General features: G+C 73.8%; 18 protein-coding genes. 7 read left to right on the top strand and 11 right to left on the bottom strand.

What is annotated here, in order from left to right; genetic code table 11:
* The first annotated feature begins 22 nt into the window (after positions 1-22).
* Positions 23-1,690 carry a glycoside hydrolase family 10 protein gene (locus IF06_RS0104575; RefSeq protein WP_013288736.1) on the top strand — a complete coding sequence of 556 codons (1,668 nt, stop codon included), beginning with the start codon at positions 23-25 and terminating at the stop codon, positions 1,688-1,690.
* A gap of 159 nt (positions 1,691-1,849) precedes the next feature.
* A complete protein-coding gene (locus IF06_RS0104570) occupies positions 1,850-2,392 on the top strand; it encodes a phospholipase (protein ID WP_013475162.1) in 543 nt (180 codons plus the stop codon).
* A 58-nt stretch (positions 2,393-2,450) separates the two neighbouring features.
* Here IF06_RS0104570 and IF06_RS0104565 read toward each other — a convergent pair whose 3' ends face one another.
* Both IF06_RS0104565 and IF06_RS0104560 read right to left on the bottom strand, forming a co-directional pair.
* A complete protein-coding gene (locus IF06_RS0104565) occupies positions 2,451-5,267 on the bottom strand; it encodes an ATP-binding protein (RefSeq protein ID WP_013475161.1) in 2,817 nt (938 codons plus the stop codon).
* Between the two features lie 155 nt (positions 5,268-5,422).
* Entirely contained in the window at positions 5,423-5,638 is a 216-nt protein-coding gene (locus IF06_RS0104560; RefSeq protein ID WP_013288739.1) for an FmdB family zinc ribbon protein, read from the bottom strand.
* Positions 5,639-5,676: 38 nt separating this feature from the next.
* Here IF06_RS0104560 and IF06_RS0104555 point away from each other — a divergent pair, with 38 nt between their 5' ends.
* From IF06_RS0104555 to IF06_RS0104545, 3 genes are all read left to right on the top strand, one after another.
* Positions 5,677-6,990, top strand: coding sequence for a lytic transglycosylase domain-containing protein (locus IF06_RS0104555; RefSeq protein WP_013288740.1), 1,314 nt, complete (start codon positions 5,677-5,679; stop codon positions 6,988-6,990).
* Positions 6,991-7,057: 67 nt separating this feature from the next.
* The gene (locus IF06_RS0104550; RefSeq protein ID WP_013288741.1) at positions 7,058-8,074 is read left to right on the top strand and encodes a GNAT family N-acetyltransferase; all 1,017 of its coding nucleotides are present in this window, start codon (positions 7,058-7,060) and stop codon (positions 8,072-8,074) included.
* Positions 8,075-8,165: 91 nt separating this feature from the next.
* On the top strand, positions 8,166-11,438 hold the full coding sequence (locus IF06_RS0104545) for a lamin tail domain-containing protein (protein WP_030269207.1): 3,273 nt from the start codon (positions 8,166-8,168) through the stop codon (positions 11,436-11,438).
* Between the two features lie 32 nt (positions 11,439-11,470).
* On the opposite strand, the gene IF06_RS0104540 is transcribed toward IF06_RS0104545, so the two are convergent.
* The 6 genes from IF06_RS0104540 to IF06_RS0104515 form a co-directional block, all read right to left on the bottom strand.
* Complete coding sequence (locus tag IF06_RS0104540) at positions 11,471-12,166, bottom strand: helix-turn-helix domain-containing protein (RefSeq protein ID WP_232236619.1); 696 nt, start codon at positions 12,164-12,166, stop codon at positions 11,471-11,473.
* Between the two features lie 482 nt (positions 12,167-12,648).
* Entirely contained in the window at positions 12,649-13,632 is a 984-nt protein-coding gene (gene hemB / locus IF06_RS0104535) for a porphobilinogen synthase (protein ID WP_030269203.1), read from the bottom strand.
* 13 nt (positions 13,633-13,645) lie between these two features.
* Positions 13,646-15,226 (bottom strand): uroporphyrinogen-III synthase, encoded by a 1,581-nt coding sequence (locus IF06_RS0104530; RefSeq protein WP_013475156.1) that lies wholly within the window; start codon positions 15,224-15,226, stop codon positions 13,646-13,648.
* Positions 15,223-16,209 carry a hydroxymethylbilane synthase gene (gene hemC / locus IF06_RS0104525; protein ID WP_013288746.1) on the bottom strand — a complete coding sequence of 329 codons (987 nt, stop codon included), beginning with the start codon at positions 16,207-16,209 and terminating at the stop codon, positions 15,223-15,225. Before hemC ends, IF06_RS0104530 begins: the two co-directional genes overlap by 4 nt.
* Positions 16,206-17,579, bottom strand: coding sequence for a glutamyl-tRNA reductase (locus tag IF06_RS0104520; RefSeq protein ID WP_030269201.1), 1,374 nt, complete (start codon positions 17,577-17,579; stop codon positions 16,206-16,208). Before IF06_RS0104520 ends, hemC begins: the two co-directional genes overlap by 4 nt.
* Complete coding sequence (locus tag IF06_RS0104515) at positions 17,576-18,346, bottom strand: redox-sensing transcriptional repressor Rex (protein ID WP_013288748.1); 771 nt, start codon at positions 18,344-18,346, stop codon at positions 17,576-17,578. The genes IF06_RS0104520 and IF06_RS0104515 overlap by 4 nt, the downstream gene beginning before the upstream one ends.
* A gap of 389 nt (positions 18,347-18,735) precedes the next feature.
* Here IF06_RS0104515 and IF06_RS0104510 point away from each other — a divergent pair, with 389 nt between their 5' ends.
* Both IF06_RS0104510 and IF06_RS0104505 read left to right on the top strand, forming a co-directional pair.
* Positions 18,736-20,040 (top strand): sensor histidine kinase, encoded by a 1,305-nt coding sequence (locus IF06_RS0104510; RefSeq protein WP_030269198.1) that lies wholly within the window; start codon positions 18,736-18,738, stop codon positions 20,038-20,040.
* Positions 20,041-20,142: 102 nt separating this feature from the next.
* Positions 20,143-20,799, top strand: coding sequence for a LuxR C-terminal-related transcriptional regulator (locus IF06_RS0104505; RefSeq protein ID WP_013288750.1), 657 nt, complete (start codon positions 20,143-20,145; stop codon positions 20,797-20,799).
* A 9-nt stretch (positions 20,800-20,808) separates the two neighbouring features.
* Here the strand turns inward: IF06_RS0104505 and IF06_RS0104500 are convergent, their stop codons facing one another.
* Genes IF06_RS0104500 through IF06_RS0104490 form a run of 3 tightly spaced genes read right to left on the bottom strand, consistent with a single transcriptional unit; the run spans position 20,809 to position 23,395 of the window.
* Positions 20,809-21,450 carry an HAD family hydrolase gene (locus tag IF06_RS0104500; RefSeq protein WP_013475152.1) on the bottom strand — a complete coding sequence of 214 codons (642 nt, stop codon included), beginning with the start codon at positions 21,448-21,450 and terminating at the stop codon, positions 20,809-20,811.
* 24 nt (positions 21,451-21,474) lie between these two features.
* Positions 21,475-21,729, bottom strand: a complete 255-nt coding sequence (locus IF06_RS0104495) for a glutaredoxin family protein (RefSeq protein WP_013288752.1) — start codon at positions 21,727-21,729, stop codon at positions 21,475-21,477.
* A complete protein-coding gene (locus tag IF06_RS0104490) occupies positions 21,719-23,395 on the bottom strand; it encodes an AMP-binding protein (protein ID WP_013475151.1) in 1,677 nt (558 codons plus the stop codon). Before IF06_RS0104490 ends, IF06_RS0104495 begins: the two co-directional genes overlap by 11 nt.
* Positions 23,396-23,653 lie beyond the last annotated feature (258 nt).

The raw sequence follows: 23,653 nt of genomic DNA, 5'->3' as shown, positions 1-23,653 counted from the left end.
CCCGACGAAGGGACCGCACCGCATGAAGGCAACTCGGCTCGGAGCCGCCGCGCTGGCCGCGGCGCTGCTCGGCACGCTGGTCGCCGGCACACCGGCGCAGGCCGCCCCCGGCGACAACACAGGCACCGCCACTTCCCCCTCCACCGACTGCGTCACCGACCCGGCCACCCCCAAGCGCCAGTTCCGGGCCATGTGGATCGCCTCGGTGACGAACATCGACTGGCCCAGCAAGGGTTCCTGGACCGCGCCGGACCAGGTGGCCAAGCAGAAGGCCGAATACCTGGCCTGGCTCGACCTGGCCCAGAAGCTCAACCACAACGCCGTCGTGGTCCAGGTCCGCCCGACCGCGGACGCGTTCTGGCCCTCGCCGTACGAGCCATGGTCGGAGTACCTGACCGGCGTACGCGGCAAGAACCCCGGCTGGGATCCGCTGGACTTCCTGGTCGCCGAGTCGCACAAGCGCAACCTGGAGTTCCACGCCTGGTTCAACCCGTACCGCGTCTCCATGCCCGCGCCCGGCGGCGCCGGCGCCGACCTGTCGCAACTGGCCCCGGACAGCCCGGCCCGCCAGCACCCCGACTGGGTCTTCGCCTACCCGCCGGCCGGCGTCGCCGGCAGCCGGCTCTACTACAACCCCGGCGTCCCCGAGGTCCGCGAGTTCGTCCAGACTGCGATGATGGACGCGGTCAAGCGGTACGACATCGACGGCGTGCACTTCGACGACTACTTCTACCCGTACCCGAGCGGCACCCACCAGGTGCCCGACGACGCCACGTTCGCGGCGTACAACAGGGGCTTCACCGACAAGGCCGACTGGCGGCGGGACAACATCAACCTGCTGATCCAGGAGATGAACGCCAAGATCAAGGCGGTCAAGCCGTATGTGAAGTTCGGCGTCAGCCCGTTCGGCATCTGGCGCAACGCGTCGGCCGACCCGAACGGCTCGGACACCACCGGCTCGCAGTCGTACGACATCATCTCCGCCGACTCCCGCAAGTGGGTCAAGGAGGAGTGGATCGACTACATCGTGCCGCAGCTCTACTGGTACATCGGCCAGTACCCGGCCGCCGACTACGCCCGGCTGGTGCCGTGGTGGGCCGAGCAGGTGCGCGGCACGCGGGTGCAGCTCTACATCGGCCAGGCCGACTACAAGAGCGGTGACCCGGCGTACGGGTCGTTCTGGATGAACCCGCAGGAGCTGTCGAACCACCTGACGCTCAACCGGTCGTACCCGGAGGTGCTCGGCAACGTGCACTTCTCCGCGGTGCAGGTGCGGGCGAACCGGCTCGGCGCCACCGACATCTACGCCGCCGAGCACTACTCCCGCCCGGCGCTGGTGCCCACCATGACGCACCTGCCGCGCAAGCCGCTGCTGTTCCCGGTGGTCACCAAGGCCCAGCGGGAGGCGGACGGGGTACGCCTGAGCTGGCGTCAGCCGGCCGACGGCATGGGCCCGCTCGGCACCGCCGCGTCGTACGCGATCTACCGGTTCGACGGGCACGGCCTGGCCGGGCGCTGCGACTTCGCCGACGCCTCCCACCTGGTCGGCACCGTCCGGGCCACGGACGGCGCGGTGCAGTCCTGGGTGGACACGACGGCGGCCGACGGCGCCCGGTACACGTACTACGTGACCGCGCTGGACCGGCTGGCGAACGAGAGCCCGGCGAGCCCGCCGCGCTTCGTGCGCTGACCCCCGTCGAATGCCCCCGGGCCGCCTCGCCGGCCCGGGGGCATTCGTCTGTTTGGGCGGATGTCAGCGAGCCGTTCCCCGGAGCATCGCCCCAGGTCACCCACTTGATCGACACTTGTCGACATCCGGAGATCCCGGCCACCACCCGCGGAGGTTCCCGTGTCCCGTCGCCTCGCCACCATCCTCGCCGCCGGAACACTCGCCCTGCTCACCATGCTCGGCCTGGCCACACCGGCCGCCGCCGCGGTGAGCACCCAGCAGAAACTGTCCGTCCTGACCAGCTGGACGCAGACCAGCGCGTCCAGCTACAACGCCTGGAACAGCGCCCGGCAGAACCGGGCACCCTGGACGGAGTACGGCTTCGACTGGTCCACCGACTACTGCTCGTCCAGCCCGGACAACCCGATCGGGTTCAACTTCAAGCTCTCCTGCTACCGGCACGACTTCGGCTACCGCAACCACAAGGCGATGGGCGTCTTCTCGTCCAGCAAGTCCCGCCTGGACAGCGCCTTCTACGCCGACCTGAAGCGGGTCTGCGCCACGTACAACGCGGTGGTCCGGCCCGCCTGCTACAGCCTCGCCTGGACGTACTACCAGGCGGTGAGCGTCTTCGGCTCGGTCGCCGCCGTGTCGCAGGCCGACCTCGACCGCGCCGCCCGGATGAAGGCCGACGCCCAGCGTCGCGCCGCCGCGACCGCCTGACGTACCGCGCGGGGAGTCCGCCACCCGGCGGGCTCCCCGCCCTCGTCGGCCGCCCGGCTCAGCCCGTTGTGCTGCGCGGCTCGAACGCCGGCCACGAACCCGGCGTCTGCTTGCCGAACCGGGGCGAGTCGGCGGCCAGGTCCGGGTGCTCGACGTGCAGCGCCAGCGCCGCCACCTCGTCCAGCCGCAGCCCCGTCCCGGCGCCGTAGGCGGCGTCGAACGCCTCGTCGCCCAGCACCCGCCGCAGCTCCGTCTGCCGTGCCGACCAGTACGGGCCGTATATCCCCGGTGTGGCCCGCAGGTTCGCCCGGGTGGCCTGCGCCGCCCCGAACAGCCGGGCCGCCGCCAGCGCGTCCCCGGCGAGCGCGCAGCGAACCGCTATCGCGTTGATCGTGTCGCAGGCCCGGCCCAGGTAGCCGTGACTCATCCGGGACCGCAACGCCACCAGCAGGTGCTCGTGCGCGGCGACCAGGTCGCCCCGAGCCAGGGCCACCATGCCGAGCAGCATGTCCACCGACCGGCCGCCCCGCTCGGCGGGCCGGGCCGCCTCGACCGGACGGGCTGCGGCGAGCAGGTCGGCCGCCTCGTCCAGCGCGCCCCGGCGCCAGAGCAGCTCGGCGAGGTTGTAGACGGCCAGGAGCGCGTCGCCCACCACGTCCTGCGCGTACGCCCAGTCGATCACCTCACGGCAGACCCGCTCCGCCTCGGCGAACTGCCCCATGTCGACCAGCGGCGCCGCGCGACCGGCCAGCACCCGGGCCAGCAGCCCTCGGTCACCGGACTGCCGGGCGGCCGCCTCGGCCCGCTGCGAGTACCGCAGCTCCTCGCCGAACTCGCCGTCCGCGCCCGCGTGCAGCGAGTGCATGTGGTACGCGGCGGCCAGCTCGGCGTCCGGCATCACCTCGCCGGTCTCGGCGAGCCGGCCGTAGAGCCGGAACAGCCAGAGCCGCCCCTCCCGGGCCAGCCCGCGCTCCCGCCACCACTGATCCAGGTCACCCGCCAGCGACAGTCCCGACCGGGCGCTGCCACCTGTGGCGCACCAGCGCAACGCGGCCCGCAACTCGTTCGCCAGCGGGTCGAGCGCGTACAGGGAGAGCGTCACCGGGCGGCCGTCCGGCCCCAGGTGCGCCCGGTCCAGCGCGTGCCGGCACCAGGCGACGTGCCGGTCCCGGGCGCTCTGCTCCTCGCCCGCCTCGACCAGCCGCCGGGCCGCGTACGCCCGGATCGGGTCGAGCATCCGGTAGGTGCTGCCGGAGGCGTGCGGCTCGGCCAGCACCATCGACTTGTCCACCAGCACCGAGAGCGGGTCGAGCGGGTCCTCGTCGAGCAGCCACTGCACGGTGGGCAGGTCCACCGGGCCGGCGAACACCGCCATCCAGCGCAGCAGCCGGGCCGAGCGCGCGCCGAGCGTCCGGTACGACCACGTCACTGTGGCCTGGATGGTCAGGTGCCGCTCGCTCGCCGACCGCTGCACCGCCCGGGTCGCCGGGGTGGGCGGTGCGGCGCCGGTCGCGGCGGCCACCAGGTCCACCGTGTCCTGCTGGTTGCCGCTCCAGCCGGCCTCCACCGGCGGCGGCTCCGCCGTCTCCCGCCCGGCGTCGAGCGTGCCCAGCATGTCGTCCAGCCGCTCGGCCAGTTGCCCGGCCGAGAGCACCCGCAGCCGGGCCGCGGCAAGCTCGATGGCCAGCGGTAACCCGTCCAGGCGGCGTACCACCCGGTGCAGGTCGGCCTGCTCGGCCGGCTCCGGCGCCCGGCCGCCGCGGGCCACGGCGGTACGGTCCAGCAGCAGCGCCACCGCGTCGCTTCCCCCGCCGTCGGGCCCCTCGTCCACCGACAGCGGCGGGATCCGCCACACCACCTCGCCGGGTACGCCGAACGACTCCCGGCTGGTCGCCAGCACCCGCACACCCCGGCCACCGGCGAGCAACCGGCCGATCACCTCGGCCGACGCCGCGGTCTGGGCGTCGCAGGTGTCCAGCAGCACGAGCATCCGGCGCGGCGCCGCGTACTCCACGAGGGTGTCGACCATCGGCCGGCCGGGCTCCGGGCGCAGGCCGAGCACGGCGGCGATCTCGAACGCCACCAGCCCCGGGTCGGTCACCGCGGCGATGTCGACGAACCAGACGCCGTCGGGGTAGTCCTCGACGATCCCGGAGGCCAGCTCCACCGCCAGCCGGGTCTTGCCGGCGCCGCCCGCGCCGAGCACCGTCACCAGGCGGTACGCCTCGACCAGCCGCCCCAGCTCGGCGCGCTCGGCCTGCCGGCCGACGAACGAGGTGACCTGGGTGGGCAGGTTGTGTGCTGTCGCGTCGGCGGTACGCGGACGCGGGAACCGCCGCTCCAACCCGGGCGCGACGAGCTGGAACAGCCGCTCCCGGTCGTCGAAGCCGCGCAGCCGGTGCAGTCCGAGGTCCAGCAGGGACACCCCGTCCGGCAGCGGGTCGGCGTGCCGGGCGGTGGCGGCGGAGCAGAGCACCTGCCCGCCGTGCGCGGCGGCGGCCACCCGGGCGGCCCGGTGCACCTCGGGGCTGGCGTACTCGCCGTCGCGGGGCTCGGCGTACCCGGTGTGCAGTCCCATCCGTACCCGGGGGGTGGCGTCCGGGTTGGGCCACTCGTGGCCGGCGAGCGCGCGCTGCGCGGTCAGGCAGGCGCGGACCGCGGCGGCGGCGTCGGGGAACGCGAGGAAGAACGAGTCCCCCTCGGTCAGCAGCTCCGCGCCGTCGGTGCCGGCCAGGGTGTCGCGCAGCAGCCGCCGGTGCTCGTGCAGGACCGGGCGGTAGACCGGGCCGAGCATCCGGGCCAGCCGCGTCGAGCCCTCGATGTCGGTGAACACGAAGGTCACCCACCCGCTGGGGAGGTGGTGTCCTTGCGACATACGTCGAACCTCCGCCCGGTGACGTCGGGTTCATGCTGCCCTATGGTCGTGCCGTCACGCATCGTGAGAACGGCTGGGCAGATTCCGCCCCAAGGTGCCAAAGGATCACACCGGCGGCAAGACCCCGATCGACCCGCGGGACGGACGGCGGAAAGTCAGCAGCCGCAGGAGCCGCCGCAGCAACCGCCGCCGCTGGGAATCCCACCGCTCGGAGCGGAGCCGCCCCGGCCGGTGACGGCCACCGTGGACAGCAGTTTCACCGTGTCGGCGTGGCCCTGCGGGCAGGTGGCCGGCCGTCCGGCCTCGGCCATCGGGCGGTTGACCTCGAAGGTGTCGCCGCAGGCGCGGCAACGGAACTCGTACCGGGGCATGTCCCAAGCGTACGGCCGGGCCTGACGTCGTCACCCGGATGGGTGATACTCGACGGGTGGTGGACGGCGAACGGCGAGCGACGGCCCGGCCCCTGCGACCCGCCGCGCCACCCGACGACGGCACCCCGCCCATCCCGCGGCCCCGCCGCGAACGCGATTCCCTCCCCCCGAAGTCGCCCGCCGACCCGGCCCGCGACGCGGACGCCGAGCCCGGCGCGAACCCGGACGCCACGCCCGGCGTCGAGGCCGGTGGGAAGCCGGCCCCCAAGCCGGGCGTCGAGCTGGACGCCCGGCCCGGCGGAAAGCCGCAGCCCGAATCGGCCGTGAAGGCGGACGCCGAGCCCGGAGCGGGCGGGGACGAGCAGCCGGGCTCGGGGTCGAAGGCACAGGCCGAGGCGGCAGCCGAGAGCGGCGGGCGGCGTCGGCGGATGCCGTTCGCGCACGCCGTCCGGACGCGCCCGAGGCAACTCACAGTCGGCGCGGCCCGGGCCACCCGCGCCTGGTCCCGGCGGCCCGGCGGCCGCACCACGCTGCCCGCGCTGTTCCTGCTCGCGCTGGTCGCCGCCGCTGCCACTGCCGGTGCGGTGGTCGTGCCGGCGGCGGTCGGCCGGCCGGAGCCGGTCGCCGAGGCCACGCCGTCGCAGAGCGTGCCGCAGACCGCGGCGGCACCCGCCACGCCGCCGTTGCCGGAGCTGACCGGCCTGCCCGGAACCGCCGCGCCCACCGGCACGCCGCTGCCCGGTGCGACCACCGCTCCGGTGCTGCCCGCCGGGCGTCCCGCCGACGCGCTCACCGGCTGGGCGCAGCGGGTCGGCGCGGTGACCGGCGTCCCCGTGGTGGCGCTCCAGGCGTACGCCTACGCCGAGCTGGTGCTCGCCCAGACCAACCGTGGGTGCCAGCTGAGCTGGACCACGTTGGCCGCGATCGGTTACGTCGAGTCGCGCCACGGCGCGGCCAACGGCGCCACGCTGCAAGCCGACGGGCGGGCCCTGCCGGAGATCAAGGGAGAGCCACTCGACGGGCAGGGCGGCCGGTCCCGGATCCTCGACACCGACCAGGGGCTGCTCGACGGCGACCGGGTCCACGACCGGGCGCTCGGCCCGATGCAGTTCATCCCGACCACCTGGCAGGAGATCGGCGCGGACGCGGACGGCGACGGCGTGAAGAACCCGCACGACATCGACGACGCGGCGCTGGCCGCCGGGCTCTACCTGTGCAAGGGCGGCCGGAACATGACCATCCCGGGTGACTGGTGGGGCGCCATCCTTTCCTACAACGATGTGCGTCGGTACGCCCAGGCCGTCTTCGACAAGGCCGACGAGTACGGCAGGCTCAGCCGCAACGTGAGGTGACGGCTCGCGTACATTCGCGGACTCAACCCTTCCCCCCGGCTGCCGTTGACGGCAAGCTAGACGGGTGATGGTGCGCGAGTGGGATCCCAGGACCGCGTCGTCCGCCGAGATCGCGTCCCTGCTGGACACGCTGAACGCGGTCCTGGCGGCCGATCTGCCGCAGGATCCGCCATGGCGGGAGAGCTCCATGCGGGAGTATCTCTCCGAGGTGATGCCCGGCGAGCGGCGGATCTCGTGGGTCGCGCAGGAGGACGCCGGCCCGGACGGCACGCCCGGGGCGATCCTCGGGCATGTGCACGTGCTGCTGCTCGGCGGGATCGGCGTGCTCGAGGTGCTGGTGCACCCGGCGATCCGGCGCAGCGGCGTCGGCCGCGAGCTGGTGCGGGTGGCCGCCCGCCGGGTCTGGGACGAGGGCTTCCAGTCGATCGGTGTGGAGGTGGTCGGCGACACCCCGGCCGTGGGGTTCTACGAGTCGCTGGGCTTCACCCGCGACTACGTGGAGACCCGCAGCGTGCTCGACCTGCGCTCGGTGGACTGGCCGGCGCTCACCGAGATGGCCGCCGAGGTCGGCGCGGGCTACCGCGTGGAGTTCTGGCCGGGTGGCCCGCCGGACGAGCTGATCGAGGCGTACGCGCGGGCCAAGGCCGAGGTGCGCGACTCCGACGACGTGGAGCTGCGGCCCAGCTCCTACGACCCGGACCGGCTGCGCGACAGCCTCGCCACGCTGCACCGGCGCGGCATGAAGCCGTACATCGTGCTCGCGCTGCACGAGCAGACCGGCGAGGTGGCCGGGTTGACCGAGGTGGTGGTGCCGGCGCAGCACCCGACCCGGGCCGACCAGTACGACACGATCGTCGTCCACGACCACCGCGGCTACGGCATCGACCGGGCCATCAAGGCGCGGATGCTGCTGGAGCTGCGTTCGGCCGAGCCCGAGGTGGCCGAGGTGCAGACCTGGAACGCGCAGGACAACGAGTCGATGCTGAAGGTCAACGCCGAGCTGGGCTACCGCCCCGACCGCGACTGGTGCGAATACGGTGTGGACGTGGCCGAACTGGTGCACCGGCTGGACAGTCACCGCTGACCGTTCACCGTCCCGCCATCGAAGGGCTGGACGGTGTACCCACGAGAGCCTTAACGTTCGTTAGTTCCTGTCCACCCATCGTGGAGGCCCCATGCGCCCGCGCCGCACCCTCGCCGCGCTCGCGACCACCGCCGCCGTCACCCTCACGGCGATCGCTGTCGCACCCACCGCGGCCAGCGCCGCGCCCACCGACCTGTTCATCTCGGAGTACGTCGAGGGGTCGTCCAACAACAAGGCCGTCGAGCTGTACAACGGCACCGGCGCCCCGATCGACCTGGGAGCCGGCGGCTACCAGCTCCAGCTCTTCTTCAACGGCGCCACCACCTCGACGAACGTGGCCCTCACCGGGACCGTCGCCGCCGGTGACGTGTTCGTCTTCGCCGCCGCGGCGGCCGCGCCGGCGATCCTCGCCCAAGCCGACCAGACGTACTCCGGTTCGCTGTTCAACGGCGACGACGCGATCGTGCTGCGCAAGGGTGGCACGGTGGTCGACTCCCTGGGCCAGGCCGGCGTCGACCCGGGCAGCGAGTGGGGCAGCGGCCTCACCAGCACTGCGGACAACACGCTGCGCCGGCTGCCCTCGGTGACCGCCGGCGACACCGACCCGGCGGACGCGTTCGACCCGGCCGCGCAGTGGGCCGGCTTCGCCACCGACACGTTCGACGGCCTGGGCAGCCACACCGTCGGCGGCGGCGGACCGGTCGACCAGCCGCCCACAGTGGCCTGCGGCGGCGCGCTGACACTGTCGGCGGGCGCCACCGCGACCCGCGAGGTGACCGCGACCGACGCCGACGACACGATCACCGACCTGGCGGTCACCTCGGTCGTGCCGGTGCCGGCGAGCGGCTCGATCAGCCGTACCGCGTTCACCCCGGCGACCGCCGACGGCGGCACGGCCACCGCGACGCTGACCGCCACCGGCCTGCCGGCCGGCGGCTACGCGGTCACCGTGACCTCCACCGACACCGACGGCGACAGCGCCACCTGCACGCTCACCGTGCAGGCCACGAGCGTGCTGTCGGTCGGCGAGGTGCAGGGCCGCACCGCCGACGACGAGGACGGCCGCACCGACCGGTCGCCGCTCGCACCGGCCAGCGGCAACGGCACCAGCTCCACGCTGTACGACGTACGCGGCGTCATCACCGGCATGTCGCTGACCCGCAGTTCGGCCGGGGCCGACCAGTGGGGCTTCTACCTCCAGAGCCGGCTCGGCAGCGAGGACGGCGACCCGCTGACCTCCGACGGCCTGTTCGTCTTCATGGGCTCGTTCACCACGCTGATCGGCGGGTACGCCCCGACCGTCGGTGACGAGGTCGTGCTGCGCGGCCGGGTCTCCGAGTACTTCAGCCAGACCCAGCTGTCCAGCGCCTCGCTGGTCCGCAAGCTCGACTCCGGCCTCGACGTGGACACCGTGGTCCGGGTCGACGACGCGGTCCCGCCGGCCGAGGCGGCCGCCGCCGACCTGTTCTGGGAGCGGCACGAGGGCGAGCGGATGCGGGTACGCGCCGGCAGCGGCGTCTCCGCGCCCCGGCACATCTACTCCTCCACCGCCGACTCCGAGATCTACGTGCTGGACCGCGAGGACCCGGTGATGAAGCGGTCCGACCCGTACGCCCGGCGGGTGTTCCGGGACGCGCACCCGCTCGACGACATCCCCGGCACGCTGTTCGACAACGGCAACAACCAGCGCATCCTGCTGGGCGCCGGCGGTGTGAAGGCGACCGCCGGTGACTCCCGGGCGCTGCTGCCCGAGGCACGCACGTTCGACACGCTCACCGAGGACGCCTACGGCTCCGTCTCGTACGCGTTCAGCAAGTACAGCGTGCAGCCGGAGCAGCTCACGCTGACCGGTGGCGCCGACCCGGCCGCCAACCACCCGCCGCAGCCGGCCGACCGCGGCAGCGAGGTCGCGATCGCCACCTACAACGTGGAGAACCTGTACGACTACCGCGACGACCCGTTCGACGGCTGCGACTTCGCCGGCAACACCGGCTGCCCCGGCGTCAGCCCGCCGTTCGACTACGTGCCGGCGAGCCCGGAGGCGTACGCGGCCAAGCTGGCCGTGCAGGCCCGGCAGATCGTCCAGTCGCTGCACAGCCCGGATCTGATCCTGGTGCAGGAGGCCGAGGACCAGGACATCTGCTCGGTGGTCGACGGCGCTCTGGCCTGCGGCGACACCAACAACGCCGACGGCGCGCCGGACACCGTGCAGGAGCTGGCACTCGCCATCGCGGCCAACGGCGGCCCGGCGTACGCCGCCGCGTACGACCGGACCGGCGCGGACGCCCGGGGCATCGCCTCGGCGTTCCTCTACCGGACCGACCGGCTGACGCTCGCCGAGGCGACCGCCGCGGACCCGCTGCTGGGCTCCGCCCCGACCGTCCAGTACCGCTCGGCGGCGCTGCCGTCCAACGCAGACGTGCAGAACCCCAAGGCGCTCAACGCGGTGCTGCCGGCCGACGTCGACCGGTCGACCGGGGTGGACGGCAGCAACGTCTACACCCGCGCGGCGCAGGTGGCCCGGTTCACAGTGAAGGCCGGCCCCGGATCGACCGAGCGGTTCACGCTCTGGGCGGTCGCCAACCACTTCTCGTCCGGACCGGACAGCCGGGTCGGGCAGCGCCGCGAGCAGGCCGCGTACGGGGCAGCGATCGTCCAGGCGGTCGAGGCGAGCGACCCGAACGCCCGCGTGGTCTACGGCGGGGACCTGAACGTCTTCCCCCGCCCGGACGACCCGATCGCCACCGCCCAGAACCCGACCCCGTCGGACCAGCTCGCCCCGCTGTACGAGGCCGGGCTGCACAACCTCTGGGACGACCTGGTGAAGGACGCGCCGGCGTCGGCGTACTCGTACACATTCAGCGGCCAGGCGCAGACGCTGGACAACCTCTTCGTGAACGACCCGATGCACGACGACCTGGTGCAGGTACGGACGGCGCACATCAACGCCGACTACCCGACCGACGCGCCGGAGCTGGGCGACCGGGGTGCCAGCGACCACGACCCGCAGGTGGCCCGGTTCCGGTCGCGCGCCTCGCTGCGGGTCGCGGACACCTCGGTCACCGAGGGCGACAAGGGCACCAGCACGATGACGTTCACCGTCACCGTGTCCCGCCCGCTCTCCGAGCCGGCCCTGATCTGCGCGGCCACCTACGGCACCACCGCCCAGGCCGGGTCGGACTACGACCCGTACGTGGGCTGCCGGGTGCTGGCCGCGGGCCGGACCTCGCTGACGTTCCCGGTCACCGTGCGCGGTGACCGCAAGCGCGAGGCGGACGAGAAGCTCACGCTGTACGTGGCCGGGGTGCCGGGCCTGCGGCTCGCCGACCCGTCCGGCGTCGGGACGATCCTGAACGACGACTGAGCGGTGTGCCGCGCGGCGGCCCGTCGATCCCCTCATGGGCGGATCGGCGGGCCGCCGCGGTATCCGCACCGCTGCGGATCGGGCGGAGGCGGCACGCTCCGGTACTTGGCCACCCGCACCTCCCACTGGCTGCGGCGGCGCAGCCAGTCCCGGACCTCCCGGTTGCGGTAGAACGTCTCCGGCGGGCGGGCCAGCCCGTACCGGTCGGCCCACCACTCCCCCGGCTCCGGGTCGGTGATGACGTCGAGGTGGGACGGGTACCGCCGCTCCGCGCCGTCCCGCAGGTCGGCCCGGTCACGCATCGGCTTGAGAACCCGGCCGGCCTCGTCGACGACCACGAGCCGGAAGCCGGCCGTGCCGACGATGCGCGACAGCATGGTCAGGCTCGGCGTCAGCGTCCCCGCCTCGACCCGCCCGATCGTGCTCGGATGCACCCGGGCGAACCGGGCCAGCTCACGTTGGCTGGCGTCGGCTCGGCGACGCACCGCCCGGACGATCCCCGGCGCCGGGAACGGCACGTCGAACGGCTCGGTGAGCAGCGCCGGCCCGTCGCCTCCCGCCGCCGCGGCGGGCACGCCGGGCACGCCGGGTGCGCCAGGCACGCCGGGTGCGGCGCAGGCTCCCGTCCCCGCGCCCGTGGCAGCGGCGGTGGCGGTGCCGCTGTGGGCGCCCGTGGCGGTGCTGGCGGCGGCGCCCGCCTCCGGCTCGGTGTCGGCGATGTCTGTCACGCCGCCCACGGTCCCGTCTCCCGCACCGGCCCGGCAACCCCGCTCCCCGCCCCTGTGGAGAACCCGGAATTGGCGTCCAACTCCGCATGGCAGCGACCGCCAGCACACACAGAGGGTGACGCTCACTCAGCGCTAAGGGCTGCCACCAAAGCGAGTGACCCAGCTGAAGCAAAAATCCGACTTAAGCGGACACAAACCTCACGATCGCCACGGCAGGGATAACCACCTCGGCAGACTTTGCTCTGCAGCCACCGAGGCAGCGCTCACGGTTCGTGACAGTTGCGCCCGTGGCTGCAGAGCAAAGTCGGCGAGGGGTGAAGTGTCCCGCCGGCCGAAAAGATACGCTGAGTGACCGCCTTGGGCTGTGGACAACGTGCGGCGACCACAACGAGGAGGGCGAAACCGGAGAACGGCGAGCCGAGCCCTGCCGCCGCACGTGGCGGCAGCAGACGGACCACGTCGGCCGAGCAGCGGTCAGTAGGTCAGTAGCGCTCGCGCAGCAACTGGGCGGCCTCGACGGCCCAGTAGGTGAGGATGATCTGGGCACCGGCCCGGCGGATCGAGGTGAGCGTCTCCAGCATCACCCGCTCCCGGTCGATCCAGCCGTTCGCGGCGGCCGCCTCGACCATCGCGTACTCGCCGGAGACCTGGTAGGCGGCGACCGGGACGTTCACCGCATCACGGACCGCCGACACCACGTCGAGGTAGGGCAGCGCCGGCTTGACCATCACCATGTCGGCGCCCTCGGCCACGTCCAGCTCGACCTCGCGCAGCGACTCGCGCAGGTTCGCCGGGTCCTGCTGGTAGGTGCGCCGGTCCCCCTCCAGCGCCGACTCCACGGCGTCGCGGAACGGGCCGTAGAAGGCGGAGGCGTACTTCACCGCGTACGCGAGCACCGAGACGTCCTGGTGCCCGGCGGCGTCGAGCGCCTTGCGGACCACACCGACCTGGCCGTCCATCATCCCGGACGGCCCGACCACGTGGACCCCGGCGGCGGCCTGGGCCACCGCCATGTCGGCGTACGCGGCGAGCGTGGCGTCGTTGTCGACCCCGCCGTCCGGGGTGAGCAGGCCGCAGTGCCCGTGCGAGGTGAACTCGTCCAGGCACAGGTCGCTCATCACCACAGTCGAGTCGCCGACCTCGGCGACCACGTCCCGGATCGCCGTGTTGAGCACGCCGGCCGGGTCGATGCCACCGGAGCCGGTCTCGTCCCGCGTCGCCGGCACCCCGAACAGCATGATCCCGCCGACCCCGGCCTGGACCGCCTCCGCGGCGGCCTTGCGCAGCGAGTCCCGGGAGTGCTGGAGCACCCCCGGGAGCGACGCGATGGCCCGCGGCTCGGTCAGCCCCTCCTTGACGAACATCGGCACGACCAGCTCGGCCGGGTCGACGCGGGTCTCGGAGACCAGCCGCCGCACGGCCGCGTTGCGGCGCAGCCGGCGGGGCCGGATCTCGGGGTACGGCATGACGGGCCTCCTGTCAGCGGAACCGCAGGGCGGTCGGGCCCTGCACCTTCGAGCCCCGGCGCTGCTTCGCCGGCATGGCGGCGAGCTTCTCCCGCAGCTCGACGGCGTAGGCGGCGAGCGCCTCCACCAGGTCGGGCACCGAGGCGTGCGGCGGCTGCACGTCGACGCGCAGGCCGAACTCGGTGGCGGTCTCCGCCGTCTTGGGCCCGATCACTGCAACAACGGTCCGCGCGTGCGGCTTCCCGGCGATACCGACGAGGTTCCGCACGGTGGACGACGAGGTGAACAGCACCGCGTCGAACCCGCCGGACTTGATCGCGTCGCGGATCTCGGCGGGCGGCGGCGCCGCGCGCACGGTCCGGTACGCGGTCACGTCGTCGACCTCCCAGCCGCGCTCGGTCAGGCCGGCGGCCAGGGTCTCGGTGGCGATGTCGGCGCGCGGCAGCAGCACCCGGCCGACCGGGTCGAGGATCTCGTCGTGCGGCGAGAACTCGGCCAGCAGGCCCTCGGAGGACTGCTCCCCGGAGGGGATCAGCTCGGGCTGGATGCCGAAGGCACGGACCGCCTCGGCGGTGGCGTCACCGATGCAGGCGATCTTCACGCCACCGAAGTGGCGGGCGTCGAGGCCGTGCTCGGCGAACTTCTCCCACACCGCCCGGACCGCGTTCACCGAGGTGAAGATGACCCAGGCGTACCGGCCGTCGACCAGGCCCTTCACGGCCCGCTCCATCTGCGCCGGGGTACGCGGCGGCTCGACCGCGATGGTCGGCACCTCGCACGGGATCGCCCCGTACGCGCGCAGCCGCGCGCTCATCACGCCGGCCTGCTCCTTGGTGCGGGGCACCAGCACCTTCCAGCCGTACAGCGGGCGGTTCTCCCACCAGCTCAGCTTGTCGCGGTCGGTGACGGCCGCGCCGACGGTGAGCACCACCCGGCCGGTGAAGCCGAGCGCCGCCGCGACGAAGGAGTCGACTGTCGACGTGGTGGTGTACTGCGTCTCGCCGGTGCCGTCACCGGTCACCCCGACCGCTGTGGTGCCGTCGACCCCGGCGGCCAGCAGGCCGTCCCGGACGGCGGCCAGGTCACCGGCGTCCACGGCGAGCGCCAGCGAACCCCGCCCGACGGCGGTGGCGAGCGCCTCGAAGTCCAGCGCGGTGACGTCCTCGACGTCGGCGGCGGTGCGTACGCCCGGCAGCGGGACACCCGCGTACGTGGCCACGCCCTCGGCCTGGCCGACGCCCGGGACCACCTCGAAGTGCGCGGCGGTACGCGCGACCGCCTGCACCTCCTTGACCACCGAGTCGTGGCCGAACGGGTCACCGGCGACCAGGTGCACGGCGTTCTGCCCGGACCGGGCCGCGGAGATCAGCACCTTCGCCACGTCCCCCGGCACGCCCTCGGCGGGGCTGAACTCGGCGTCCGGCCGGGCCTGGGCGCGGACGTGCGCCAGGAGCGACTCGGGTACGCCCCGGTCGTAGACCACCTGGTCGGCCTCGACCAGGGCGTCCAGCGCCCGGCGGGTCAGCAGGCCCGGGTCGCCGGGACCGGCCCCGACGAATGCGATCTGGCCTACGGGCTTACGGGTGCGGGTCATTCTGTGCTCCCAAGTTGCTGGGTCCCCGGGCCGGCCTGTGCGTCCTGGCCGAGGATCGAGTCGGCGCCGAGTTCGAGGAGTTCGGCGGCGAGTGCCTTGCCGATCTCCGCCGCGTCGGCGGGCGTTCCGGTGCGGGACAGCCGGAGGTCACGAGTACCGTCCGGGCTGATCACCGCACCGCGCAGGTAGATCTCCTGATTGACGTCGCCCTCGTCGGTGGGCTCGCCTTCGGCGAGAACGGCGTACGCGGCCACGGGCGCGCTGCACCCTGCCTCCAGGGTGGCCAGCAGCGCCCGTTCCGCGGTGATCGCGGCACGGGACGGTGCGTGGTCGAGCAGCGCGAGCAGCTCGATCACGTCCTGGTCGTCGGCCCGGCACTCGACGGCGAGCGCACCCTGGGCGGGTGCGGGCAGCATGAGCATCGGGTCGAGCGTCTCGGTGATGACGTCGGCGCGGCCGATCCGGTTGAGCCCGGCGCGGGCGAGCACGACGGCGTCGAGGTCGGCGTCCGGGCCGAGCACCCGGCCGAGCCGGGTGTCGACGTTGCCCCGGATCGGGCTGACCTCCAACTGCATGCCCAGCGCGTGCAACTGGGCGATCCGGCGCAGCGCGCCGGTGCCGACGCGGGCGCCGGGCGGCAGCTCGGCGAGCGTACGGCCGTTCGTGGCCACCAGCGCGTCACGCGGATCCTGCCGGGGCGGTACGGCCGCGACGTGCAGGCCGGGCGCCGCCGCGGTGGGCAGGTCCTTGTACGAGTGGACGGCGAAGTCGATCTCGCCGGCGGTCAGCGCGTCGCGCAGCGCGGAGACGAACACGCCGACGCCGAGCCGCTGCACCGGGGCGGTGGACCTGTCGCCGGCGGTCACCACCTCGACCAGCTCGACCGGGCGGCCGGTGGCCGCGGTGAGGGCCTCGGCGACGTGGCCGGACTGGGCCATCGCCAGGGCGCTGCCCCGGGTACCGAGGCGAAGGGGGGCGGTCATCGCGCACCTCCGGTGGGCGGGACGTCGGCGGCGTCGAACGACGGCCGGCCGTCGAGGTCGGTGGCGACCACGTCGGGGACGGTGTCGACCGGGGACGTCTGCGGAACGTCCAGGTCGAACAGTTCGCGCAGCAGCGCCGCGTACTGGTCGCCGCCGGGCTCGGCGGCGAGCTGGCGGACCCGTACGGTCGGCTGGTGCAGCAGCCGCTGCACGACCCGGTGCACGGTGCGGGCGACCTCGGCGCGCTGGTCGTCGCTGAGGTCGGGGCGGCGCTGGCCGAGCCGGCGCAGCTCGGTGGTGACGACGTCCTCGGCCCGGCCGCGCAGGGCGGCCACCGTCGGTGCGACGTCGGCGCCGCGCAGCCAGCTCAGGAACGCCTCGACCTCGCCGGTCACGATCCGGGCCACCTCGGCGGCGTCGGCCGCGGCCGGTCCGTCGGCGAGGACGGCGGCCATCCGGTCGATGTCGATCACCTCGACGCCGGGCAGCTCGGCGACGCCGGGCTCGACGTCGCGCGGGACGGCCAGGTCGAGCAGGACCAGCGGGCCGCGGTCGGCGTCCCGGCGGGCCAGCGCCCGGGTCACCACGTCGCGGGTGAGCACCGCCTCGGTGGCGGCGGTGGCGGCGACCACGACGTCGACGTCGGCGAGCGCGGTGATCAGCTCGGCCATCGGCACGGCGGACGCGCCGTACGACTCGGCGAGCCGGACGGCACGGGCGGCGCCCCGGTTGGTCACGGTGAGCGGGCCGGCGCCCAGCCGGGACAGCGTGGCCACGCCCAGCGAGCCCATCGCGCCGGCGCCCACCACCATGGCGGGCCGGCCGGCCAGGTTGCCGTCGAGCAGCCCGGCGGCGAGATCGAGGGCGGCGGTGACGACGCTCTGCCCGGCCCGGTCGATGTTGGTCTCGGCGTGCGCGCGCTTGCCGACCCGCAGCGCCTGCTGCATCAGCTCGTGCAGCAGCCGCCCGGCGGAGTCGGCGCCACCGGCGGAGTGGTAGGCGTCGCGAAGCTGGCCGAGGATCTGCGCCTCGCCCACCACCATCGAGTCGAGCCCGGCGGCCACCCGGAAGACGTGGTCCACGGCGGCGGCGTCGTAGTGGACGTAGAGGTGCGGGGCGAGCGCCGCGGGCTGGCAGCCGGCCTGGTCGGCCAGGACCGCGCAGATGTCACCGAGTCCGCCGTGGAACCCGGAGACGGCGGCGTAGACCTCCACCCGGTTGCAGGTGGAGACCAGGACGGCCTCGGCGACGTACGGCTGGGCGATCAGGCGGTCCAGCGTGCGGGTGAGGTCGGCGGGCGGGACGGCCAGCTGTTCCAGGGTGGCGACCGGGGCGGTGCGGTAGGACGCGCCGACGACGAGCAGTTTCACGTGCCGATCGCCTCCTGGGTGTCGGTTGCCGCGAGTCCGCCGGGCAGGGCGGTGAGGGCGGACCCGCCGGTGGCGGGGAGCGCGGTCAGCGATGCCTTGCGGTGCTCGTGGAAGGACAGGATCTGCAGCTCGATGGCGAGGTCGACCTTGCGCACGTCGACCCCGTCCGGAACCGAGAGTACGCAGGGCGCGAAGTTGAGGATGCTCGTCACGCCGACGGCGACCAACTGGTCGGCGACCGCCTGGGCGGCCGGGGCGGGGGTGGCGATGACGCCGATCGAGATCGACTCCTCGGCGACGATCTGGGGCAGCTCGTCGACGTGCCGTACGACCAGGCCGTTGATCACTTCGCCGACGCGGGACCGGTCGGCGTCGACCAGCGCGGCGATGCGGAATCCGCGGTTGGCGAAGCCGTCGTAGCCGGCCAGGGCGTGACCGAGATTACCCACGCCGACGAGCGCGACGGTCCGGCACTGGGTGAGCCCGAGCACCGAGGAGATCTGGTCGACCAGCAGCGCCACGTCGTAGCCGACGCCGCGGGTGCCGTACGAGCCGAGGTGGGACAGGTCCTTGCGAAGCTTCGCGGAGTTGACGCCGGCGGCGTTGGCGAGGCCCTCGCTGGACACCGTCTCGTGGCCGGCGTCGGCGAGCGCGTGCAGCGCACGCAGGTATTCCGGGAGCCGGGACACGGTCGCCTCGGGCAGGTCCGGAAGCGCCGGTACGGCACCGGTGCGACCGGGCGCGCCTGGTTGACGGTGCTGGCTCATGAGACTCCGTGCGGTGCGATCCTCGACCAGCGACGGGGGCCGGTCGTTTCGGGACTCCCGCTGGCGACCGAGATTGCCGGCTGTGCTAGCAGGGCGCGTCGGAACTACAGAGTAGGTGTTTGTGAAGGGGTGCACAAATCGCGATCTTGAAAGCTCGCGACGCGCCTTCACCTGCCCCTCCATTCCCGCAAGATCGATCAACCGCGTCTCTCGGCGGCGCATGCCGATTATTGCTCAATCCAGACTTCCCTGACCAATCGCGCGGGGCCCGTAGCGCTCCGTGACCGGCGTGGCGAGGCGAGTCTCACGTTTCGAGTAGGGAGAACCCCACCCCGAACAGGCCAGCGTGCGGGATGGGTCGGCGGGGCACGCGCCCATAGCCTCGAACCATGACCGCAGCACCACTGGCCACCGCGCCCGCTCCGCTGTCCCCCGTCCACGGGCTCCTGCGCCGCCTCGCCCGCGACACCACCTACGTGCTCGTGGGCCTCCCGCTGGCGATCGTCAGCTTCGTGCTGGCAGTGGTGGGGATCTCACTCAGCGCCGGGCTGCTGGTGACCACGCTCGGCCTGCCGATCCTCGCCGGCTTCCTCTACGCGGCCCGCGGGCTGGCCGACATCGAGCGGCTCCGGCTCGCCGGGGTGCAGGACCGACCCCGGGTACGCCCGGTCTACCGCAGACCGGAGCCGGGTGCCGGGTTCTGGCGCCGGGTGTTCACCCCGATCCGGGACGCGCAGTCGTGGCTCGACCTGCTGCACGCCTTCGTCCGGCTGCTCGTGGCGGTGCCCACGTTCGTGCTGCTCGTGGTCTGGTGGGTGCTCGCACTGGGCGGCACCCTCTACATCGCGTACGACTGGGCCATCCCGCGCGGCGCGGACGACCAGGACCTGAGCCAACTCCTCGGGATGGGCGACGGCCCCGGCGCGCGGATCGCCCTGAACACCGCGATCGGGCTGTTCGCCCTGTTCACCCTCCCGCTGGTGGCACGCGGGTGCGCCCGGCTCCAGGCCGGGCTGGCGTACTCGCTGCTCACCGGCGTGGCCGAGCTGCGGCAGCGGATCGTCACGCTGGAGGAGCAGAAGCGGGCCGCCGCCTCGGCCGAGGCGGTCGCGCTGCGCCGGCTGGAGCGCGACATCCACGACGGCCCGCAGCAGCGGCTGGTCCGGCTCGCCATGGACCTCGGCCGGGCCCGCCACCAGCTCGCCGCCGACCCGGAGGCGGCCCGGCAGACGCTCGACGAGGCGGTCGCGCAGACCCGGGAGACGCTGGACGAGCTGCGTGCCCTGTCCCGGGGCATCGCGCCGCCGATCCTGGTCGACCGGGGCCTGCCCAGCGCGCTCGCCGCGCTCGCCGCCCGCGCCCTGGTACCCACCGAGCTGGCCGTGGACGACGACCTGGGCACCGCCGCCGGACGGCTCGACCCGGGGCTGGAGAGCACCGCGTACTTCGTGGTGGCCGAGGCCCTGACGAACGTCTCGAAGCACAGCCGGGCGAACATCTGCCGGGTGGAGGTCACCCGGAAGGTGGGCCGGCTGGAGATCACCGTCACCGACGACGGCGCCGGCGGCGCGCACCTGGCCAAGGGGCACGGGCTCAGCGGCATCGCCGACCGGGTCCGGGCGGCGGGCGGCACCCTGGAGGTGGCCAGCCCGGCCGGCGGCCCGACCCGGATCCACGCCGAACTGCCGAGGTGACCTGGTTCGCCCGGGCTCCGGGCCGTCGCGCGGTGGCGCGGCGCGCCCGGCATCCGGGCCGCCGGGCGGCAACCGGGTCCGGGCGTGATAGACACCGGACCCATGCGGGTGGTGATCGCGGACGACGCCGTACTGCTCCGGGAGGGGCTGGTCCGGCTGCTGACCGAGTACGGGCACGAGGTGGTGGCGGCCGTCGGTGACGGTGACGCGCTGGTCGAGGCGGTGGTGGCGCACCGGCCCGACGTCTCGGTGGTGGACGTGCGGATGCCGCCGTCACACACCGACGAGGGACTGCGCGCCTCGGTGGAGGCCCGCCGCCGGGTGCCCGGTACGCCGATCCTGGTGCTGTCCCAGTACGTCGAGGTGTCGTACGCCGACGACCTGCTGGACACCGCGGGCGGGGGCGGCGGTGGGATCGGCTACCTGCTCAAGGACCGGGTCGCCGCGATCGACGAGTTCCTCGACGGCCTGGCCCGGGTGGCGGCCGGCGGCACCGTGCTCGACCCGGAGGTGATCAGCCAGTTGCTGGTCCGGCGGCGGCGCGACGACCCGCTGGCGTCGCTGACCCCGCGCGAGCGCGAAGTGCTGGCGCTGATGGCCGAGGGCCGCTCGAACACCGCCATCGCCCGGACGCTCGTGGTCAGCGACGGCGCGGTGGAGAAGCACGTCCGCAACATCTTCACCAAGCTGGACCTGCCCCCTGATGCGACCACCCACCACCGCCGCGTCCTGGCCGTCCTGGCCCACCTGCGCGCCTGACCAGGCCGGTCAGGCGAGCGTGCGGGCCAGCGTCACCGCCTCGGTGAGCGTGTCGGCGGCCGGGTGGCCGCTGCCGCGCAGCCGGTCCGGGTCGGACAGGCCGCCGGTGTAGAGGACGCAGCGGGCGCCGACCGAGGCGGCCGCGTCGGCGTCGTCGAGCGAGTCGCCGATCAGCACCACCTCGTGCCCGCCCAGCCCCAGCTCGGCCAGGTGCTTCTCCAGCCACTCGGCCTTGTGCCCGCCGCCGACAGTGGCGCGCAGCCCGTCCACCCGGCGGAAGTGCGGGGTCAGGCCGTACGTGTGCACGGTCGGCACCAGCTCGTCGTGGAACCACATGGACAGCAGCGACTGGCTGCCCTCCCAGGACTCGATCGCGGTGGTGGCGTCGGCGGCCAGGGCGCAGGTGGTCAGCCCGGCCCGGTAGGCGTCGTGGAAGACCCGGTCGAGCGTCCCGAACGCCTCGGCGTCCACGGCCCGGCCGAGCATCTCGGCGTAGTAGTCGGCGATCGGCCGCCGGAACCGGACCCGGTGCTCGGCCGCGGTGACCGCCGGCCCGCCGGCGCTGGCGAAGGCGACGTTAGTGGCCTGGACCACCAGGTCGAGGTCGTCGAGGAGCGTTCCGTTCCAGTCCCACACGAGGTGGCGTCGCATACCCGTCACCCGAGCACCATAGTGCTAGAGCTGCGGCGTGGTCAGGTCGCGCAGCAGCCGGTCCTCCTCGACCCGCCAGTAGCCGTGCTCCTTGCCGTCGAGCAGCACCACAGGCAGCCGGTCGCCGTAGTCGCGCTCCATCTCCAGGTCGCCTGTGACGTCCCGCTCCACCCACCGGTCGCCGGTGACCGCCACCACCCGGTCGAGCGCGGCCTTGGCGTCGTCGCACAGGTGGCAGCCGGGCCGGGTGATCAGGATGAGCCTCGGGTCACTGGACATCGGATACCTCCGTGCGGATCTCGGTCGGCGTCGCCGGGGACGGCACCGCGGGCGCCGGGCGCAGCTCGGTCTTGCGTACCTTCCCGATCGCCGAGTACGGCAGGCTGTCGACGAACTCGACGGCGGTCGGGCACTTGAACCGGGCCAGGTTACGCGCGCAGTGGGCGAGCAGGTCCTCCGCCGTCACCGGCGGGCCGGCCGCCCGGACCACGTACGCCCGCACAGTCTCGCCGGTCCGCGGGTGCGGCACGCCCAGGACGGCCGACTCGGCCACCCCGGGGTGCGCCTGGAGCACCAGCTCCACCTCGTGCGGGTAGACGTTGAAGCCGTTGACGAGGATCAGCTCGCCGAGCCGGTCGACCAGGAACAGGTCGCCGTCGCCGTCGGCGTACGCCACGTCGCCGGTGGGCCACCAGCCGTCCGGGTCCGGCCCGCCCCGCCCGTCCGGCCAGTATCCGGCGAACAGGTTCGGGCCGCGTACCACGATCTGCCCGGGGTCGGTGCCGGACGGCTCGTCGGAGAGGTCCATCTCGTCCTCGTCGGGGGCGTCGGCGGGCACCCCGTCGCGCCACAGCTCGGTGCCGTCGGACCCGACGAGGCGCAGCCCGACGCCGGGCAGCGGGCGGCCGATCGACCCGGGTTTCGGCTCGCCGCCGACGAGCGTCGAGGTGAGCACCGGCGCGGTCTCGGTGAGCCCGTAGCCGACGTGCACCGGATGCCCGGTCAGCTCGGTGAAGCGCGCGCCGGCCGCGAGCGGCAGCGGCGCCGCGCCGCACACCGCGACGCGTACCGAGGCGAGCGCCGCGGCCGGGTCACGCTCCGCCTCGGCCCAGGTCAGGAACATCGGCGGTACGCCGACGAGCACTGTGACCCGGTGCCGGGCGATGTCGTCCAGCGCACCGGCCGGGCCGGGCTCGTCGACGAGCACCCCGGTCGCGCCGTGCCGCACGACGGCGCCGAGTGCGGAGTTCAGCCCGTACGCGTGGAACAGCGGAAGGGCGAGCAGCACGACGTCGTCGGGGCCGACCACAGGCGGTTCGATGCGGTCGACCTGGTCGTGGTTGGCGGCGAGCGCCCGGTGCGACAGCATCGCGCCCTTGGGCCGGCCCTCGGTGCCGGAGGTGTAGAGCAGGACGGCGAGGTCGTCGCCGGAGCGGGCCGGGAACCGGGCCGGCGCGGCGTCGCCGGACACCGGCGGCGCGGTGTGCACGGCACGCAGCGCGGGCAGCTCGGCGGGGTCCACCCGAGCGGTCACCTCGGGCGCGCCGACGAGCACGGTCGCGCCGGAGTCGGCGAGGACGTGCCGCAGCTCGCGGGCGGTCAGCGTCGGGTTGACCGGTACGGCCACCAGCCCGGCCCGGAGCGCGGCGAGGTAGGTGACCACGAAGTCGGGGGTGTTGCCGAACGCGATCGCCACCCGGGGCGGGTGGCCGGTTCCGTCGGCCGGTGGCGCGTCGGCGAGCAGCGCGCGGGCGGTGGCGGTGACCGCGTCGTCCAGCTCGGACCAGAGCAGCGTCCGGTCGCGCCAGTGCAGCGCGGCCCGGTCGCCCCGTTGCGCAGCGGCGTGGCGGAGCCGGTCGGCGAGGTTCGGCGCGGAGCTTTCGGCGGCGTCCTGCACGGTGGCTGAGTCTGGCACAGCGGTGTCCGACAGGCCATGCCCGAACACGGCGCCGGGTCCGCCCCACGGGACTGCAATTGCCGTACGGTGGGATTCCTAGCCACGGGATGAGGATCTCCACCGGTGCCCGGGCGGGAAGCCGGACGTGACCCGGCCGCACCGCTCCCGCGACACGCCGAGCGAAAAGAAAATCGGCTCCGACCAGGACTTTCCACTGCGGACCAGGTTCCGGCGCGAAAGTCAACCACACACGACGGACAACGGGTCCGCCATGTGTGCGACCTGGCGGGAAATACTTCCGCTCTG

Source organism: Micromonospora globosa, from assembly GCF_000717585.1.
Taxonomy (GTDB): domain Bacteria; phylum Actinomycetota; class Actinomycetes; order Mycobacteriales; family Micromonosporaceae; genus Micromonospora; species Micromonospora aurantiaca.
Note: the sequence above shows the minus strand (reverse complement) of the source record. Positions and strands in the feature narration are given on the sequence as shown.